Source organism: Wenyingzhuangia gilva (genome assembly GCF_030519655.1).
GTDB classification, from domain to species: domain Bacteria; phylum Bacteroidota; class Bacteroidia; order Flavobacteriales; family Flavobacteriaceae; genus Wenyingzhuangia; species Wenyingzhuangia gilva.
On record NZ_JAUMIT010000004.1, the window covers coordinates 316,054 to 335,868 of the forward strand.

The window sequence follows — 19,815 nt, forward strand, 5'->3', positions numbered from 1 at the left end:
TAAAGCTTGAATTTTAAACTGTAAAATTTTGAACTAAATAATGGCTGAGATCATACCCAAAGAACCTAGAACAGGCAATGCTGTTTAGGGAAAAAGAATGTCATTAATAATGATATTCACAAAAAATTATTCAAAATAACTACAGGAATAATGACCTCTTTTTATTCGTTTTAAAATTTTTAAAATGAAAAAAATATCTATTTTTTTATTCTTGTTTGCAAGTATTTTTGCAAACGCCCAAAAATTTACACTCTCAGGAAGTGTTACCAACCAAAACAATGAAGCTTTATTAGGAGCCACGGTTTTAGTTTTAGATACGACTAAAGGAGGGTTAACAGATATAAATGGAGAATTTAGTGTTCAATTATCTAATGGAGATTATACTCTTCAAGTTTCTTATTTAGGGTACAACACCGTTTCTAAAGATATCAAGTTATCTAAAAACACTTTTGTTTCATTCAAATTAGAACCAAATTCAACCGTATTAGAAGAAGTTTTGGTATCAGCAGTTAGGGCAAATTCTGATGTGCCAGTAACGTTTTCTAACATTTCTAAAAAGGAATTAGAAAAACGTAATTTGGGACAAGATATTCCCATATTGTTAAAATACACACCATCGGTGGTTTCTTCATCAGATGCAGGGGCTGGAGTAGGGTATACCTATATGAATATTCGTGGTTCTGATGCTACACGTATCAATGTTACAGTCAATGGTATTCCATATAATGATGCTGAAAGTCAAGGAAGTTTTTGGGTGAATTTAGGAGATTTTGCCTCTTCTACTCAGAATTTACAAATTCAGCGTGGAGTAGGAACATCAACCAATGGATCTGGTGCTTTTGGAGCCAGCATTAATATTTTAACAGATGCTGTTTCAGAAGAGGCTTCAGGTGAAATATCAAATTCTTTTGGTTCTTATAATACTAGAAAACATACGGTAAAATTCAGCACAGGAAAATTAAACGATCATATAGAAATTGCAGGACGTTTGTCTAATATTTATTCAGATGGTTATGTTGATAGAGCATATACAGATTTAAAATCTTTTTATTTACAAGCCAGTTATACGGATGAAAATACGCTAATCAAAGCCATTACTTTTGGTGGAAAAGAAAAAACATACCAAGCATGGTATGGGTTGACAGCTGAGGAGTTAAAGGAAGATAGAAGGCAAAACCCTTATACTTATGATAATGAAGTGGATGATTATACTCAAACTCATTATCAATTGCATTGGAATGAAAAGTTAAATCAAAATTGGTCAACAAATTTGGGGTTGAATTATACCAAAGGTGCTGGTTTTTTTGAACAATATAAAGCAGACAAAGATGCGCAAGAATTTAATAATTTAATTATTGATGGTAGTGATTTGATTGTTAGACGTTGGTTAGATAATGATTTTTATGTAGCTAACTTTAGTACCAATTATAAGGTTGAAGGAGTAGATTTTATTACAGGAATTTCTTACTCTAATTACACAGGAGATCATTTTGGAGAAGTTATTTGGGGTAGTGATTTGGCCGCTAACACAAACATTAGAGATCGTTATTATTTTTCAGATGCAAAAAAATCAGATTTTTCAGTATTTGCTAAAACAACTTTAAGTTTAACAGAAAAGTTATCTAGTTATATAGATTTACAAGGTCGTTTTGTAGGTTACAAAACCAAAGGAATTACTTCTGATATTATTCCAATAGATGTTAATAAAAACTATAAATTTTTTAATCCAAAAGTTGGGTTAACATATAAAATGAATGCGAATAATAGTTTGTATGTTTCATATGCTAGAGCTAATAGAGAGCCTAACAGAAATGATTTTGAGTCAAATAATAATGTAAAACACGAAAAACTAAATGATTATGAATTGGGATGGCGTTTGAATGATGACAAAATTAAATTGAATAGTAATATCTATTTTATGCAGTATAAAGATCAGTTAATTTTAACAGGAGGTCTTGATGGTACAGGTAATTATAAAAGAAAAAATGTAGATAATAGTTATCGTTTAGGTATTGAAATAGATGCAGATATTGAATTAACTCCTCAGATTTATTTACGTCCAAATATTGCTTTAAGCACCAATAAAATTAAAAACTTTATTCTTGATAGAGATAATATCATTACAAATATAGGAACTACAAATATTGCTTTTTCTCCAAATGTTGTTGCAGGAAATGCTTTTGTATATCAGCCAATTGCTTCATTTCAAATTTCTTTATTATCTAAATATGTTGGTGAACAATATTTGAGTAATACAGATACTAAGGCTTCTAAGTTAGAGGATTACTTTACAAGTGATTTAAATTTGGTGTATGAACTGAAAACAAAGTCAATTTTTGAATCAGTTTTATTTACTGGGTTGATTAATAATGTTTTTGATAAAGAATATGTAGATAGAGGTTATACTTACTTAGATAATTGGTCTGGTCCAACTTCTTTTGAAGTTCAAGGATATTATCCACAAGCCACTAGAAACTTTTTAGTAGGAGTTACTTTAAAGTTTTAAGAAATGTTTTAAACTAAAAAAATCCCATCAACTTATGTTGATGGGATTTTTTGTATGGATTATTTAAGATTGATGTTGTTTGCCTCCGCTTTAAAATAATCAATCATGGTAGTAGAGCCTCCGTGATATTCAATTCCAAAACTTGTAAAATGAAAAGGTTCAATTGTCGTTTGAATAGCTGCTTTAGGGATTACTTCATTTGGATAGTTATCTTCATTATAACTAGCTTTGGTAGTAGCAGATGCACTTAATGTATACCCTTTTAAAGATAAAGTAATTTCACAAGGAGATCTAAAACAACTTGTAGATACTGGTTCAGAAATAGCGGTGGTTTTATTCTGATGGTATTTTACAAAATAGCAATCTACGGCATTTCCATATTTAGTTGTTCTAATAAAACGCAATCCATAACCTGTTTTTGTTTTAGGATCAAAATTAATAACTACATCCATATAGAGTGGAGCCACACTAAATCCTTGTCCTGCTGTTTTGTAGGGAGAAACAATTAAGCTTAATTTGATGTCTTTTATATTGTTATTTACAGGCGTATAATTCATGCTGGCAGCTCGTCCGTTTTGTAACAAGCCAAACTTACTTGAAGAACCTTGACTTCCTTCTGCATATATCCATCCTTCTTTTTTTCGGTTTACTTCTTTGTCAGATTTTAATGGAGTAAATGTCCATGTACCAGGAATTATTTCTGTTTGATTTTCTACAGGTATATTTTTAAAATCAGTTTCAAAAATATTAGGATTTGTTTTTACGTCTGTAGTATTAATTTTGTTATTAAAAAAAGTGATGTATTCCTCGCCAGCATCGGAACGTTGATGTTTTGGAGCAATTGTAACAGATATATAATATCCAATATCTGCATAAGATAATGAATATTGTACCATAGGATTATTCAATCTAGAAACGCCAATTTTTATTTTATGAGTTCCTTTTTTATCTTTTGATTTATACCAGGTAATAATGGATTCATCTTTAAATTTAAAATCTTTAAAAGTATAATGAACTTTTAAGCTTTCATTTCCCATTTGATTAATAGTAGGTTTCTTATAAAAAATAGGAGCTTTTAATTTTGATGGTTTTACAATAATAACAGAGGCTGCCTCTAATCCTGTTTTTGTCTTAGAAGAAATGATGATTTTTTTGCTGAAATTAGTATCGTTGGTTGGAATTACTACGCAAGAATGTCCTTTTTTACCAGGAATTAGTTGTACAAAATTTTCATCACTTGCAGATACACTCCAAGTAATTTCATCAGGATTTTTAACCAATACATTTCCAAATTTATATAAGGAAGCCTTTAATATGATACTATCTTTGTTGGTCTCTATAGTTTTTTTGTTAGGCAGTGTGATTAGTTGAACAGGAAGATTTGTTAATAATTGTTTTTTTGCTTTTTCAGCTTTCATAACTAAAGGTTTAATACCTTCTGGATCCCAACCATCTTTTCCTTTTAAAAGGTTATAAGTGTTATAAATTGTTTTTCCTTGATAGCTAAATTTATAGGTGTTCAGCAATCTTTCATCATTAATATCAATGGTGTTTTCTGGATTTATTTGGTTAACCAAAACACGCTTTCCGTTTAAAGTAACACGATGTTGATAATTTTTGATAGGAATGTTTGCTACATCTCTCCAAGCAATATTTTGTAATTTTTCTCCAACAATTCTTGTGTCTATTAAAGCAACTTGTCCGTTCGCTTTGGTAAAATATTGTGTTTGGTTGGTGTAACTTGTAATGTCACAATTTAAAAACACCACGCCAGTTCCTATAGTCTGATAAAAAGGTTTAGAACTAAAAAATGTAAACGTACAATCCTTATATACGGCAGTTCCACAAAGTGCATCATCGGTAGATTCAAAATGACATTGGTTAAAAAACACTCTTTTTCCACCTACAAAAGGGCATAGGTTTAATCGACTAATAAAACGAGTATTGGTAGCGGTAATTTTATCGCCATTACAAATAATTAATTGGGCTTGTACAATGGCTGTTGCTCTTTTCTTTTTGTTTAAGCTCGGTTTTAAAGGATAAACCAAATCAACATTGCAATAGTTACCAAATGTAATATTTTTAGAAGAAGTTCCTTCTCCATCAATGTGCAGCATGGTAAAATTACCTTTTGCTCCAATGGTTTGCCCTCTGTTACAGGCCAAAACTACATTTTTAGCATTTTTGGTTAAACCATTAAAAGTTAGCCAATCGCACTGTATTTCTAATCCAAAAGGAATACTTCCTGTTTTTGGAACTCTTATTTTAGGGTCATCAGGATTGTCTATCCAGTAAACATAAGGGGCAATGTGTAAAACCATAGGGTTTGTTTCTGTCCCTTTTTTTAAATATTTAACCGCTTTGTTAATTGAGTTATATACAAAAGGATATTTTTTGGCTTGCTCATCTGTTAATTGCCCATCAATAAAAAAAGAAGTTGGACTTAAAAAAATTGTGTCTTGTTGATAAATAATATAATCTCCTTTAAATTCTATAGGATTTTTTAGATCTAATGATTTGTATTTTTTTTGTTGTGAAAAACCAATAAGAGTTAAACACAAGAAAGAAACCAGAAGAACGTAATTTTTCATCACCATAATTTTTATTGATAAGTTTTAAAGATAAAAGATTTTATGGTACTCATAAAAAAGAAAAGTGTGATGTAAATTAAATACATCACACTTTTTATTAGAATATTTTAAAAAAAAATTAATCTCCTTGCTTTTGCATAAAGTCAGGAAAACCATTTTCAGACCACTTTACAACTCTTGCTCGTGTAGCGCGATTTGGGTCCGATAATTCAGCTCCTTCAATTTCTCTATAATCTCTTGCATGATAAATCATAATATCAGTTTTTCCATCTTCAGAAGTTGTAAATGAATTATGACCTGGACCATATCTTTTTACATCTGCATTTGAATAAAATACAGGAGCTGGAGATTTGTGCCAATTGTTAACATTTAACAAATCAGTATTTTCATCAATCCATAAAAGCCCTACGGCATAATTATCATTGGTAGCGCTGGCAGAATAGGTTACAAATATTTTTCCATTTTTCTTGATAACAGCAGGACCTTCATTAACATTATATTTAATTCTTTCCCAACTAAAGTCTGGGTTGGTAATTACTATTTCTTTACCCTTTAATGTTGTAGGGTTTTCCATTTCAGAGATTACTAATGAAGTTCCGTGGGCTCCTTTATTCACATTTTGTGCCCAGATTAAATATCTTTTTCCTTTGTGTTCAAAAGTGGTAGCATCTAAAGAAAAAGATTCTATTTCTGTTTTAATTTGTCCTTCTTCTTTCCATTTTCCTTCCATAGGGTTCTCAGAGGAGTTAGATAGTACCCACATTCTTATATTCCAAACATTTTCTGCTTCTCCTGCAGCAAAATAGATGTACCATTTTCCGTCAATTTTGTGTAATTCAGGAGCCCAAATATGATGTCCCATCACCCCTTTTTTATGTTTTACCCAAACGGTTTTTTCTTCGGCATCTTTTAACCCATTAATTGTAGTTGCTTTTCTGATTACAATTTTATCATAATCTGGAACAGTGGCAATTAGGTAATAAATACCATCATCTGTTTTAAATACCCAAGGATCTGCACGTTTTTCGGCAATAGGGTTGTTGTATTTTTGGTCTTGTGAATAACCATGATTTGAAATCAATAATACTACACTAAGCAGCCAAAATATTCTAAGAAATTTCATGTTTGTTAATTTAAAACTTTAGTAAATATATTAAAAAACAAATATAAATTTGTTTTTAAGATTTGTTTTTGGTTTATCAATTTTTATAATAAAAGAGAGTAAAAGTATTATCTTTTATTTATGTATTTATGAGATCCATCACAATTAGGCATTTTTTTAGATAAGTTACATACACAGTCATTCATACCTTTACCATTAAGAATTCGTTCTTTGTATTTCTCAATTCTTGACATTCGTGTTTTAGGTTGTTTGGCTGTAGAGAAAAATATATTATAAGCTCTTTTTCGTCAAGGAGTTAAAGCGTTAAATGCCTTTTGGAATGTCGAATCTTGATTCATTTTATCAATTAACTCTTCAACCAAATCTAGATCGGTACTTTTTTTAAGGTCTACTTTTAATCCAGCTTTTTCCACTTCAATAGCTTCATAAACATAGGCTTTAATTATAGGTGTTAATTTTTGAACTTCTTGACTTTTGGTAAATTTTAGATATTTTACAGATCGTGAGTTTTCTCCAGGTGAAACCAAAATATTTTCAGTGTCTTTTAACAAAGTTCCTTTTAAAAAACTAATAGCACAGTAATCCTTAAAGTTAGCTAGTATCAAAACATTCTTGTTGTTAAAAGTATAACACGGAACTCTCCATTTTATTTCTTCGGTAAGCATGCAGTCTAAAAGAATGGCTCTTAACAATACCAATTCTTCTTGCCAATTTTTTAGTTTATCTAAATATTCATCTACTTTAGGATTCATGTTTTAATGTTTTTTAATCATATAACATCTCTAATATAGAGAACCTATCTCATTATTTTTATTGCTGTATATTATTTTTTAGCAGGACTCTTAATAAGGTTTAATTAACGTATCTTTACTAACGTATTTATCTGTTGATATTTATCATCTCTTCGCAATTCTTATAGCGAACTGTTAAGGTTTTACTTATAAACCCTTATTTTGATTGATGAAACACTAGTAGCCAAACTAATGACTGATTGCTAGGATTGTAACTATTTAGTAGTGATTTTTTAATCTTACGCCTTGCTAATCTCATTAGTCTGCAATCCGTTTCAAAGCAATAAACATGAATTTATTAAAAATGGGAGTTATTGGAACTTCTAAAAAAGAGGATGAAAGACGTGTACCTATTCATCCAGAGCACTTACATAGACTACCTGAAAATATTCGTAAACAATTAATTTTTGAAGAAGGCTATGGAAAACCATTTAACATCAGTGATGAAGAAATTAGCAATTTAACGGGAGGAGTTGCCTCAAGAAGTGAATTGCTATCAGACATTGGTTCTGTGATTATTGCAAAACCTATTTTATCAGATTTAAAAGAAATTAAAGAGGATGGAATTATTTGGGGATATCCTCATTGTGCTCAGCAAATACAAATTACCCAAACGGCTATTGATAAAAAACTAACCTTAATTGCTTTTGAAGATATGTATGTTTGGCATCCTAGCGGACAAATGGGAAGACATACTTTTTATAAAAACAATGAAATGGCTGGTTATTCTGCGGTGATACATGCACTTCAGTTAAAAGGAATTGATGGACATTATGGAAATCAAAGAAAAGTCATCATTTTTAGTTTTGGAGCTGTGAGTAGAGGAGCTATTTATGCTTTAAAAGCTCATGGATTTAGAGATATTACCATTTGTATACAAAGACCCGATCACGAGGTAAGAGAAGAGGTTTTAGATGTAAATTATGCAAGACTAAGAAAAGGTAATAAAGATGAACCAAGGTTGATTGTGGTGGAACATGATGGTTCTGAACGTCCTTTGTTAGATTTGATTCACGAATCTGAAATTATTGTTAACGGAACTTATCAAGATACGGATGATCCTATTGATTATGTTCTGGAAGCAGAAAAAGAGAGTTTAAAACCAGGAACTTTAATTATTGATGTAAGTTGTGATGAAGGAATGGGTTTTTATTTTGCCAAGCCGACTACGTTTAAAAATCCACTAATTTCTATAGATCAAATTGATTATTATGCCGTTGATCACACTCCAAGTTATTTTTGGGAAAGCGCTTCTAGATCTATTTCAGCAGCGTTAATAACCCATTTGCCTACCGTAATATCTGGTAGAACAAGTTGGGATGATAACAAGACTATTAAAAATGCTATAAACATCAACAAAGGTGTTATTGTAAAAGACAATATTCTTAGGTTTCAAAACCGAGATATTACTTATCCACATCAAGTTAAAGAGTTAAAGATGGCTCTATAAATTCATCAATACTATCCATTTAAAAGCGTTTGTAAAATGCTTTATACACACAAAATATTATCAATGATTACAGATATAAATGTAAACAAACCAGAACCTATAGTATCTGGAAAACGATTAGGGATGTTTAATGCTGCTACCGATGTAAGACGTACGATTAAAGATTTAGAAGCAGGAAAACCAGTATTAATTACAGCTTTTTATAGCAATGGATTGTTGCTTCTTAAGGAGTTGCATGTGTACTTATCAAAAAAGTTACCTAACGAAACTTTTTTAGAACAACGAGCATATAGAGCAGAATATCATAAATTATCAAATTTAGTGTTGATAGAAATTGTAGCAAATCAATTGATTGTTAAAAAATCTCCAACGATTGGTTGGTTAAAAAAAATGTATCCTGATACCGAAAATTTTTTATTGACTTTTCCACAAGTTCAAGGATTAAATAGTGCTTGGCAATGGTATGTTAATGGAATTACCATTCCTGTATTAAGAAATAAAATACATCCTTATTATGGAACTTATTTTCCCACTCGTTTTGATCATTTAACCCTTTTTGATAATTGGTTGCATCGTTATAATGGAGCTAAAAAATCTGCTATTGATGTTGGAGTAGGGAGTGGGGTGCTTTCATTTTTAATGGTTAAACACGGTTTTCAAAAAGTTTTTGCCACAGACAGCAATCCTAATGCTATTGTTGGACTGAAGGAATTTATGGGAAACACAAAACTGTCTAGGAAACTAGAATTAGATTCAGGATCTCTTTTTGGAAAATGGGGAATTCAAACAGAATTAATTGTTTTTAATCCGCCTTGGTTACCAGAATCTGATGACGTTAACAATCTTGATGAAGCGATTTATTATAACCAAAAGTTATTTCCTGAGTTTTTTGAAGCAGCTAAAAAAAGATTGTTGCCAGATGGAAAGTTACTTGTCATCTTTTCAAATTTGGCACAAATCACTGGAGTTACAGAGGAGCATCCTATAGAAAAAGAATTGGCAGAAGGAGATAGGTTTCAATTAGAGAAATGTTTTAAAAAATCTGTAAAAAATGCTTCTGATAAAACCAAAAGAGAACAACATTGGCGTGCTGCCGAAGAAGTTGAATTATGGGTGTTGACGAATCAATAAAATAATAGTTATCTATTAAAAACTCCCTTTGCGATCATCACAAAGGGAGTTTTAGTTTGATTCTGTTTTAAACTTATCTACTTAATAATTTTTTAGAAACTTTATAAGTAGCAGCATATAAAAATCCTTTTTGTTTGTTTTTTAAGGTTTTAAAAACGCCTTTGTACCAAGTAGGATCTGTTGCTTTTTTCTTAAAAGTTTCGTGATGTGCAGAAGCTCCAGCAACTCCGTCTAAAGATGATTTGATATCATAAATAGAAACTCCGTAATGTTCCGCTTTATTTAAAATTTCAGAAAAACCTTCTTCAGAAAAATATAAAGTATCAGGATCATTTTCTACGGTATAAGTAGGTTGTGTATTGTATACGTTTTCGGCTAAAAATTCTTTTTGTGTCATAATTTTATTTGTTTTTTAGTAGCTATTCGCTAGTCTTGTTAGTCTTTTGGAAAATATTGAGGAATTAATTCCTTTAGTTTATTTAATGTTTCAGTCACAGTTAAGTCACTCATTCCACCAGAAGCATTCGCATGTCCACCACCATTAAAGTGTTCTGTAGCCAAAACATTTACAGGATTTTCTGCTCCTTTAGATCGGAAAGATATTTTCATGATTCCATCTCTTTCGGTAAATACAATGGCAGCTTTCATTCCTTTGATAGATAATATCAAATTAGCCAAACTATCGGTATCTCCTTTTTTATAATTGTATTTGGCCAACTCTTCTTTAGATAATGAAATAATTGCTACATGATAGTCATACAAAATCTCTAATTTTTCGCTCATGGCATATCCTTGTAAACGCAATCTACTTTCTGTATTGTTGTCGTTTAACTTTTCATGAATAAGGTGATGTTCCACTCCAGTGGCTAATATTTTAGCTAAAATTTCATGAGTTCTTGGTTGTACGGAATTGAATCTAAAACTACCGGTGTCTGTTAAAATTCCTAAGTATAAAGGAGTTCCAATTTTTTCATCCAGCAAATCACCATGTCCAGATTGTTCTATCAATTCTACAATGAGTTGTGAGGTAGAGCATACCGATGTTTCTGAAACAGTTAAGAAAGGAAATTCTTCAGGATTTAAATGATGATCAATCATGATTTTTTTACAAGTAGCTTGTTCCAACAATACTTGCATTTCTGGTCCAACACGATTGGTTGCATTATAATCTAAACAGAAAATTAAATCAGCTTGTTCAAAAGCATTGGTTACTTTTTCTGGAGTTTCTTCCATCAATAAAATTAAAGAAGTATCTAACCAATATAAAAAATCAGGAGCTTTATCTGGGTGACAAATAATTGCTGATTTTCCTAGTTTTTCTATAAAATGTAACAAACCTAAAGAAGATCCTATAGAATCCCCATCGGCAGATTTGTGGGCAGTAATTACTATATGAGAAGCAGCTTGTATTTCTGCTTCAATTTGTTGATAAATATTCATGTGGTGTTTGGATAAAATGCTCTTTTTTAAGAGTTTGTAAAATTACGATTATTATGAAGAGGAAATTACTTTTTAATTGTCCATCTTAATTTTTTCCAAGCGATTTGTGCTTCTTTGGTAAGAAAAGTCCAAGCAATAATTTGACTTGATTTGTTTCCAATTCCCATTGGGATCACTTTTGTTTGTGTGGCTCCTAATTCTTCTAAGAATTCTACCATTCCTTTTTGGTTAGATTGTTTGCTAACCAAGGCCGAAAACCAAAAGCAGTTTTCAGCAAACTTTTTACTTTCTTTTACATATTTCTGTAAAAAACCGGTTTCTCCACCATCGTAAATAAGTTCCTCTTTAATTTCGGAAGCGCTGTATGGTGCATTTTTTTTCTGTGTTCCTTTTTTAGCATCTTCTAAAGAAGCATATAAAGGAGGATTGCAAATGGAAAAGTCTACTTTTTCCTCTTTGTCTATAATTCCGTAAAAAAAGTCTTTAGGAGTTCCTTGTAATCTACAAACAATTTTATTTTTTAAAGATTCGTTTTTACTAATGATTGATTGAGCAGAAATAATCGCGTTTTCATCAATGTCAGAACCTATAAAATTCCAATCGTATTCTGTAACTCCAATCATGGGATAAATACACGTAGCACCCATTCCAATATCATAACAGGTGATGTTATTTCCCAAAGGTAAATTCCCAAAATTACTTTCCATCAATAAATCCGCCATGTGGTGAATATAATCTGCTTTATTAGGTATGGAAGGACATAAATAATCATCAGAAAAAGTCCAGTTTTCTATACCATAATAGTAATGTAATAAGGATTTATTAAGGGCTTTTATAGCCATTGGATTTGTAAAATCTATGGTGTCTTCTCCTTTAATATTAGGTTTGATGTAGTTCTTTAATTCGGGATTGATACTGATCAAAGCTTTTAAATCATATCGTTCTTTGTTTCTATTACGAGAATGAATTTTATTTTTAATAGGTTTCGGTTTCCCTTTAGACATGATTTTTTATTTCGAAAAGATTGTGTTACTCAACTAGTAAACAAACTTAAAAGTTTTTAGTTGTTGGCAAAGATACACAAAGCATTGCAGTTAGTTGTGATGTAGGGCAGAACTAAAGTTTTGTATTGTTAAGGAAATAATTTGTTTTTAAGATGTTATCATTCTAATTTTTAAGTGATACAAGAAATTTAGAGTTTAAAGGTTTTTCTATAAAACCAACAATATTGTCATAGTTTTTTACTCTTTCTAAGTCAGAGGGTTCTACTGAGGAAGAAAGCATGTAGATTTGTAAATTTTCTTTAACATTTATATCAGCTTGATTTATTTGCTCAATAAACTCCCAGCCAGTCATTTCTGGCATGTTGATATCAAGAAATAGAAAATATTTTTTTGTTAAATGAGTTGATATAAATTCAAGACCTTTTATAGGATTTGTATAAGGAACCACTTCTGCATCCGGATATTCTATGCGGATCATTCTTTCATTAATAAAATTACTAATGTTATCATCATCAATTAATATAAATGACATATTCATTACTCGTGTTGATTTTTTAATTTTTAAATTCTATTTTGAACTCTGTTCCTATATTAACTTCACTCTTTATAGAAATCTGTCCACCTAATGCTTCTACTTGTGTTTTCACCATGTATAATCCCATTCCTTTACCGTCTGTGTGAAAATGAAATCTTTTATAGAGTCCAAAAACTTGTGCTCCTTTTTTTTCTAAGTCTATTCCAAGTCCGTTGTCTTTATAAATAATTTCAAATCCAACTTCATTTAAATTACTTTTTATTTCGATGATTGGATCTCTATCTGGATGTTTATATTTAATACTATTATTAATTAAATTGTAAAATATACTATATAAATAACTTTTGATAGTAAAGAATTCTTCTTTTGATGAAAAATCCACCATGAAAGTAACATTTTCTTGTGAAATTAAATTAGCGATACTCAATTTAATTTTTGATAATATTTCAGAGAAATTAGTTAAATCTTTATTTTCATTAATTTCTCTTTTCATTTGTAGTATTTGGTTTAGATCTTTAATGACAACATCTAATCCATGAACGGATTTACTTAAACCTAATAACAATTCATTGTCTTTTGAAATTAATTTTGAGTGTTCTAATAAACTAGTAATTCCAATAATATTAGCTACTGGAGCACGAAGGTTATGAGAGACAATGTACGAAAACTGTTCTAAATCTCTATTTCTTTGTACCAAATCATCAATTATTTCTTTTCGTTCTCGTTCTAGTTTTTTTCTAGAGGTAATATCTCTTATAATTTTAGAAGCTCCTATAATTTTTCCAAATTCATCAAAAATAGGAGAGATGGTTAATGATACGTTAAAAATAGTACCATCTTTTTTTACTCTTAGCGTTTCAAAATGATCTACAGGTTGCCCAAGTTTTATGTTTTCAGAGAGTAAATCTTCCTCATAATAAAAACTATTTGGAATTAACTTATAAACTGATTTCCCCATAATTTCTTCAGCAGTATAACCAAATATTTTTTCAGCTCCATGATTCCAAGATGTAATAAAATTATCATTTGTATTACTAATAATGGCATCATCTGAAGAATTAATAATTAATGCAGATAATGCTAGTTTTTCCTCAGATTTTATACGTTCGGTAACATCTTTAAAGCTTAAAACAATTGCACCAGGATTGTTACTTTTTTTCATATTAATAACAGTTCCTTCAATCCATATCCAATAACCTTTTTTATGAAGAAAACGTAGTTTAAAAGTATAAAAACTATTTACTTTACTAATTGCTTTTTTTATACTTTTAAGTGTTTTATTTCGATCTTCATCGTGAATTAGATTAAGAAAAGGGATTTGCTTAAAATCTTTATCAGAGTAACCGGTAATTCTTTTATTTGCTGGACTATGATAAATAATATTAAGGTCTTTGTCTATTAGTAGAATTGCATCTGTTATATTTTCTGTAATGGTTCTGTATCTTTCCTCACTTTTTAACAGTTTGTTTTCTGCTTGTTTTTCTATAGATATATCAGTTGCAAAAATCATTATTTGGTTGGTCTCACCATCAACAGTCATGGGAATAAAACGAGAACGTACCCAGCCTCCTGTATCTATAGTATTCTCAATCTCTTGATTTTCGTTAGTTTCAAAACATTTAATAATTGCTTGTCTGGCAATTTCTCTACTTTCAGAAGGTAATACTTCTATACAATCCATACCCACTAATTGTTCTGGAGTATATTTTCCTCCTCTATTTATTTTTTCAATTTCAAAGTTTTTATTTACAATTAGGATAATATCTGGTGCATTGTAAAATTGATAATTGATTAATTCTGTAGTTTTTTTACTTTCAGTAATATCGCGACCTATAGAATAAAATTTTCCTGTTTCTTTATCAGGGAATACATTCCATTCAATCCATATATATTCACCATTTTTTTTACGTTGTCTGATTTGAAAATTATTTGTGATTCCTCCAGAAGAGAGTTTGTCAACTTCAATTTTTGTATTGATGATATCATCAGGATGGATGAGATCATAATATGGTTTTTCTAGAAACTCTTTTTCTGAATAACCAAAAACTTTAATCATTTGTGAATTTACAACTTCGCAGTATCCTTCTTTGTTTGAAATATTTAAAAAATCATTGCTATTATGAAAAAAATGTTTGTATTCGTTTAGTTTGTTTTCTAATTGTTTTTGAGGAGTAATATTTATGTTAATCCCTATCATTTTAATAGGTTTTCCATTGGCATCATCTATAACTAGTGAATCAGATTTTATATATGCAACTTCTCCATTTTCTTTAATAATTCTATATGTAGTATTTAATCTTTTTTTATCATTGATAGCCTGAAATGTATCATTAATAGTTTTTTCTTTGTCATCAGGATGCAAAGAATTGGTCCAAACATCATATTTGTTTTTTGTATTGTTTTTATCAATTCCATTGATTTCATACATTCTATCATCCCAAATAATTAAGTTGTTTTTAAGATTCCATTCCCAAATACCAATTTGCGCTGCATCTAAAGAAAGTTTTAGTCTGTTTTCGCTTATTTCTATTTTGTTTTTTGCGGCAATTAATTCTTCTTCAATTAATTTTCTTTCAGTAATATCTTGGCAAGTACCAAAAACACGGCTAGGTTTTCCGTTAATATTTTTAATAACCTTCCAACGTTCTTCAACGTATTTTAATTTACCTTTAAAGGTTATAATTCTGTGTTCAATAGAATTGTAATTTTCGGTATTAAAAGAGTCAACAAAAGCTTTGTCTACTTTGATTTTATCTTCGGGATGAACAAAACTTAAAAAAGATTCGTGCGTAGGTTTGAATGATTTAGAGTTTAATTCAAAAATATTAAATGTTTCTTTAGACCACGTAACATTTAATGTTGTTAAATCTGTTTCCCAACTACCTGTTTTAGCAGCTTTTTGTGCCTCAATTAAGCTTGCCTTACTTTTTTTAAGTTTTTCTTCGGCTATTTTACGATGGGTAATGTTTTCTGTAAGCATAACAATACCTCCAATTTCTTGTGAAGTAGTATACCATGGTCTAACTTCCCATTTAAGCCAATCTACATTTCCATCAATTCTTTTGAAAGAATCTTCATCTCTTTTTTCGATGTTACCCTTTAAACAGTGTTGATGAATGTCTTTCCATTCCTGTGTTATTTCAGGAAAAACATCATAATGAGACTTACCAATTATTTGTTTTCCTGATAGTTTGTAATCTTCAATCCATTTATTACTAACAGATAAGTATTGCATTTCTTTATTAAACATTGCAATAGCAGCTGGGCTATTTTTAATAAATGCAGCCTGTTGATTTATATCGCTAGTAATAGAAGTTATTTGTTGAGTAACATTTTTAATTTCCTCAGTTTGTACTAATACAGTGTCTGGTTGAATATAAGTAAACTTAACTTTTTGAGATTTATAAGATTTGGGATTGTCAATATTAATTTCACTTTCAAAAGAAGATTTTTCTTTAAAACATTTGTGTAAATCTGATAAAATTTGTGGTTGACTTTTATAAAATATACTAGCTTTTTTATGTAGATACTCTTTAAAAGTATTACCATTGGTATTTAAAACGGCTATGTTAATGTCAATTAATTCAAAATCTTTGTGATTTTTTGCCCATATATAAGTAGGCACGGGAATGCTTTGGAAAATTGCATTAAGTCTTTCTGTATGATTTCCAGCTACTTTATTTGTTCCCATTTTATTGGTTAATTTTTCAATATTGATTTAATAATAATGCTTTTATAAAAATCTTATATCCTAAAATTAGCCTTTTATTTTTTAATTTATAGTAATAAAATAGAAGTTGACCGTTATTTTTGTTGTTAACGTATATTTTTTTACCGATTAGCTCTCAATATAACTCTTTTAATTATTAAAGAGAAAGAGATTATTGATTTATTAAAGTGATTTATTGTTTAAAATAATTAGTTATTTGTATTGTAAAAGTAGAAGAGGAGTTCGCTTTTTATTTTAATTGTTTTTGTAATTAGTTTTTATACTTTACTTAATTCAAACAACGTAATTTCTGGTCTTACATTAAATCTAACTTGCCATAAGTGCCCCAAAGCTCTATTTATATAAAGAGTCCTATTGTTAGATAACTCAATTTGTCCAGCAGCATATTTTTTATTTTTTACAGGTAACATTGGAGGGTGTAAAAAAGTAGGTTTTACTTGACCTCCATGCGTATGTCCAGAAAGTATCCAACTATTATAATCTTTCCATATATTTAAATCACAAACGTCAGGATTGTGGCATAGAACAATATTAGCTTCATTACTTTTTATTTCTGATAGTGCTTTTTTAGGATTAAAATTTGTACCCCAATAATCATCAATTCCAATAATATTTAATCCTTGAACTTTCTTTTGTTCATTTCTTAAGATTTCAATATTTGATGATTTTAATATTTCAACGATAGAATTCGCAACATCATCTTCAGACCAATCTTTTCCATAATCGTGATTTCCTAATACTCCTATAGTGGCTAATTTTCCATTAACACTATTTTTCATAACAGTTGTTAACTGCTCTAATTGTTTATGATTTTCATAACTAACAAAATCGCCAGTATAAACTACAATATCCGGATTTAATATTTGAGCTTTTTCAAATGACTTAATGATATATTTCCAATCAAATCTATTTCCAACATGAATGTCACTAATTTGCATTAAAGTTTTACCAATTAGGTTTTCGGGAAGGTTTTTAATAGGCATTTTTACTTTTACAAATTCAAGCCAAAAAGGTTCAATTTTCCATGAATAAACCCCTGAAAGAAGTCCAATTCCAATAGCACTAAGAACTCCTTTTTTTATAAATTTTCTTCTTTTCAAATTTTTTGTATTATTTCAAAATAGGTTGATTTTATTTGGTTTTCACAAAGCCATCCCGAAGCTTAGAGACAACAAGATTTGGCGACTTAGTAAATATACACAAAACTTTGAAGTAAGCACAAAACTCGCATGAAGTTTAGCCGGTGTTGTAAGCTGTAATTATAATTCAGTTTTTAATATTCTGTTTATTGATTTTTCTATTTCGTCATTTTCAAAACCAATAAATTTATCTCTTATGATTCCATCTTTATCTATTAAAAAACTTGTAGGGTAGCCATAAACATTATATTTTAAAACAATTTCATCGTTGACTCCTTTTAAGTTAGAGAGATTAACCCAATCTATTTTATCACTTTTACTAGCGTTTGACCATAATTTTTTATTAATATCTGCGGAATAACTAATTATCTCTAAATCTTTATATTTTTTCTTAAGTATAGGGAAAACATTTTTATTTTGATCGTGACAATAATGACACCAAGATGCCCAAAAATCGAGTAAAATTATTTTATCTTTATAATCTGAAATTTTTACAGAATTATTTTGTAAATCATTTGCTTCAAAATCTATTAAAGAATCCCCAATCTTTATTTTAATTGAGTTAATATAATTTCTTAAACTAGTTCCTTGAATTGAATTTTGTGATTTTTTGGGAAGTCTATCATAAAACAATTTTAATGTATCTTTTGAAATTATTTCTTTATTAGAAAGCATTGTTGAGATAGAGACTGGGTTGTTAATGTTTTTAAAAATTAAATCAATAGTTTCATTAATTTTTATCTTTTTATATTTATTATAATCAATCAGACCATTTCTATATTTAGCATAATGTTTTTCATTAATTTCTTTAATCTCATTTAATAAATTTGTTAAAGAAGAACCAACAATATCTATATTGTTTATATCATTAAAATCTCCATTTATGTTTATTTTAGAATTTTCAAGATATAAATTTATACTCTTTTTTGAATATTCTTTAATTAATGAATCATTTAACTTTTTAGGCACAAATGTGATAACAAATTGATCTTTTTTGTTTTTTTTACCTTTAAACTCAAACTCATAATTTTTAACATAAGTAGAATCTAATCTTTTATAAAAGTAATTGTCTAAATCTATTTTACCCAAATAAACAAGAGTACTATCTTTTAAGTTCTTTAATTTTCCGGTTAGTGTAAAAGTGTTTTTTTCATTTTGAAAATTACAAGAAAAAAGTATTAATACAATTATAAGAATTAACTTTTTCATAGATGTTGCATTCAAGTTTCTAACGTAACAAACGTTGCTTTTTTTAAGTTGATACTAAGCTACATTTTTTAGTTCAAAATCCATAATTTCTTTGGGTGTTTTATAACCAATTATTTTTCGAGATCTATTGTTAAGTTTTTCTTGAATTTTCATGAGTAATTTTTCATCAATTTGATTAAAGTCTGTTCCTTTGGGAAGGTATCTTCTAATGAGTCCATTAGTATTTTCATTGGTTCCTCTTTCCCATGAAGAGTATGGATGCGCAGAGAAAATTTTCATGCCTGTATTTTGCGTTATTTTTTCGTGTTTTGCCATTTCAATTCCGTTATCGTAAGTCATAGATTTTTTAAAAATGTTGTTTAATTGATTTAGATTTTGAGAGAACATTTTAGCAATTTCTTCAGCTTTTTTACTCTTTAAGTTTAACAATTAATGTAAACCTTGATTTTCGTTCTACAATGGTTCCGATAGCGCTTTTATGGTTCTTTCCAATGACTAAATCACCTTCCCAGTGTCCAATTTCTTTTCTCAAGTCAATATGCTTAGGTCTATTATCAATACTGACTTGGTTGATTATTTTACTACCAGTTCCACGTTTCTTTTTAGTATGTTTCCGTCTTGTTTTTTTACGAACGAGTAGTTTGATTAACTTCTTGTTTAAAGCTCCTTGAGGCGTTAAATAAATGTGCCTATAAATAGCTTCATGAGAAATAGACATTATTGTATCTTTAGGATATTCAATTTTGATTCTACCAGCAATTTGCTCAGGAGTCCATTGTTTTAAAAGTCCTCTGTAAACGTATATTCTAAGTTTTCTATGTGTGGATATCTTATCTCTGTTTCTTTTGTTCAAATAATCATCCTTAGCCGCCCAATCGGCAAGTTTAGCACTGTATTTATCTTCTGAATTAGTGATCCATTTATTCACTTCACGAGTTATAGTTGAACGAGATCTTTTTAGTGTTTTAGCGATATAAGCTTTGGACTTATTCTCGTTTAAAAGTGTTTCAATTTTAATTCTCTCAGAGAAGGAAAGTCGTCTATGTTTTTTACTCATTTTACAAATCTATTTAATTTTAGATTTGTTGCGTTAAGTTATTGAATAGAGCTCATTTTTCTCAAATATTTGGCAACGGTTTTGGCTAGGCTTTGTGCGGGAAGAAAAT

At 29.4% G+C, this 19,815-nt stretch carries 14 protein-coding genes and 1 pseudogene; 3 read left to right on the plus strand and 12 right to left on the minus strand.

The genetic code is table 11. The features are described 5' to 3' along the window. Positions 1-184 precede the first annotated feature (184 nt). The gene (locus tag QVZ41_RS10145) at positions 185-2,506 is read left to right on the plus strand and encodes a TonB-dependent receptor (protein ID WP_302884462.1); all 2,322 of its coding nucleotides are present in this window, start codon (positions 185-187) and stop codon (positions 2,504-2,506) included. A gap of 59 nt (positions 2,507-2,565) precedes the next feature. On the opposite strand, the gene QVZ41_RS10150 is transcribed toward QVZ41_RS10145, so the two are convergent. From QVZ41_RS10150 to QVZ41_RS10160, 4 genes are all read right to left on the minus strand, one after another. Further along, positions 2,566-5,097 (minus strand): pectinesterase, encoded by a 2,532-nt coding sequence (locus tag QVZ41_RS10150; RefSeq protein ID WP_302884463.1) that lies wholly within the window; start codon positions 5,095-5,097, stop codon positions 2,566-2,568. A gap of 118 nt (positions 5,098-5,215) precedes the next feature. Then, on the minus strand, positions 5,216-6,220 hold the full coding sequence (locus QVZ41_RS10155) for a glycoside hydrolase family 43 protein (protein WP_302884464.1): 1,005 nt from the start codon (positions 6,218-6,220) through the stop codon (positions 5,216-5,218). Between the two features lie 107 nt (positions 6,221-6,327). Beyond that, positions 6,328-6,453: a CDGSH iron-sulfur domain-containing protein gene (locus tag QVZ41_RS14555; RefSeq protein WP_338140796.1), complete on the minus strand. Its 126-nt coding sequence runs from the start codon at positions 6,451-6,453 to the stop codon at positions 6,328-6,330. A 54-nt stretch (positions 6,454-6,507) separates the two neighbouring features. Beyond that, a complete protein-coding gene (locus QVZ41_RS10160; protein ID WP_338140797.1) occupies positions 6,508-6,972 on the minus strand; it encodes a YdeI/OmpD-associated family protein in 465 nt (154 codons plus the stop codon). 328 nt (positions 6,973-7,300) lie between these two features. On the opposite strand from QVZ41_RS10160, the gene QVZ41_RS10165 reads away from it, so the two are divergent. Together QVZ41_RS10165 and QVZ41_RS10170 are read left to right on the plus strand one after the other, a co-directional pair. Then, positions 7,301-8,461: a N(5)-(carboxyethyl)ornithine synthase gene (locus QVZ41_RS10165; RefSeq protein WP_302884465.1), complete on the plus strand. Its 1,161-nt coding sequence runs from the start codon at positions 7,301-7,303 to the stop codon at positions 8,459-8,461. A gap of 63 nt (positions 8,462-8,524) precedes the next feature. Then, entirely contained in the window at positions 8,525-9,592 is a 1,068-nt protein-coding gene (locus QVZ41_RS10170; RefSeq protein ID WP_302884466.1) for a methyltransferase, read from the plus strand. Between the two features lie 73 nt (positions 9,593-9,665). Here the strand turns inward: QVZ41_RS10170 and QVZ41_RS10175 are convergent, their stop codons facing one another. The 8 genes and pseudogenes from QVZ41_RS10175 to QVZ41_RS14605 all read right to left on the minus strand — a co-directional run bounded on the left by QVZ41_RS10175 (position 9,666) and on the right by QVZ41_RS14605 (position 19,706). Then, positions 9,666-9,989, minus strand: a complete 324-nt coding sequence (locus QVZ41_RS10175; RefSeq protein WP_302884467.1) for a hypothetical protein — start codon at positions 9,987-9,989, stop codon at positions 9,666-9,668. Between the two features lie 38 nt (positions 9,990-10,027). After that, a complete protein-coding gene (locus QVZ41_RS10180) occupies positions 10,028-11,032 on the minus strand; it encodes a DHH family phosphoesterase (protein WP_302884468.1) in 1,005 nt (334 codons plus the stop codon). A 65-nt stretch (positions 11,033-11,097) separates the two neighbouring features. Beyond that, positions 11,098-12,036: a 23S rRNA (adenine(1618)-N(6))-methyltransferase RlmF gene (gene rlmF / locus QVZ41_RS10185; protein WP_302884469.1), complete on the minus strand. Its 939-nt coding sequence runs from the start codon at positions 12,034-12,036 to the stop codon at positions 11,098-11,100. 163 nt (positions 12,037-12,199) lie between these two features. Further along, positions 12,200-12,568, minus strand: coding sequence for a response regulator (locus QVZ41_RS10190; protein WP_302884470.1), 369 nt, complete (start codon positions 12,566-12,568; stop codon positions 12,200-12,202). 22 nt (positions 12,569-12,590) lie between these two features. After that, the gene (locus QVZ41_RS10195) at positions 12,591-16,262 is read right to left on the minus strand and encodes a PAS domain S-box protein (protein WP_302884471.1); all 3,672 of its coding nucleotides are present in this window, start codon (positions 16,260-16,262) and stop codon (positions 12,591-12,593) included. A gap of 296 nt (positions 16,263-16,558) precedes the next feature. Then, complete coding sequence (locus QVZ41_RS10200; RefSeq protein WP_302884472.1) at positions 16,559-17,401, minus strand: metallophosphoesterase; 843 nt, start codon at positions 17,399-17,401, stop codon at positions 16,559-16,561. Between the two features lie 159 nt (positions 17,402-17,560). Beyond that, the gene (locus QVZ41_RS10205; protein WP_302884473.1) at positions 17,561-18,649 is read right to left on the minus strand and encodes a TlpA disulfide reductase family protein; all 1,089 of its coding nucleotides are present in this window, start codon (positions 18,647-18,649) and stop codon (positions 17,561-17,563) included. 54 nt (positions 18,650-18,703) lie between these two features. Continuing rightward, positions 18,704-19,706: pseudogene (locus QVZ41_RS14605) on the minus strand (IS30 family transposase). Between the last annotated feature and the right edge of the window lie 109 nt (positions 19,707-19,815).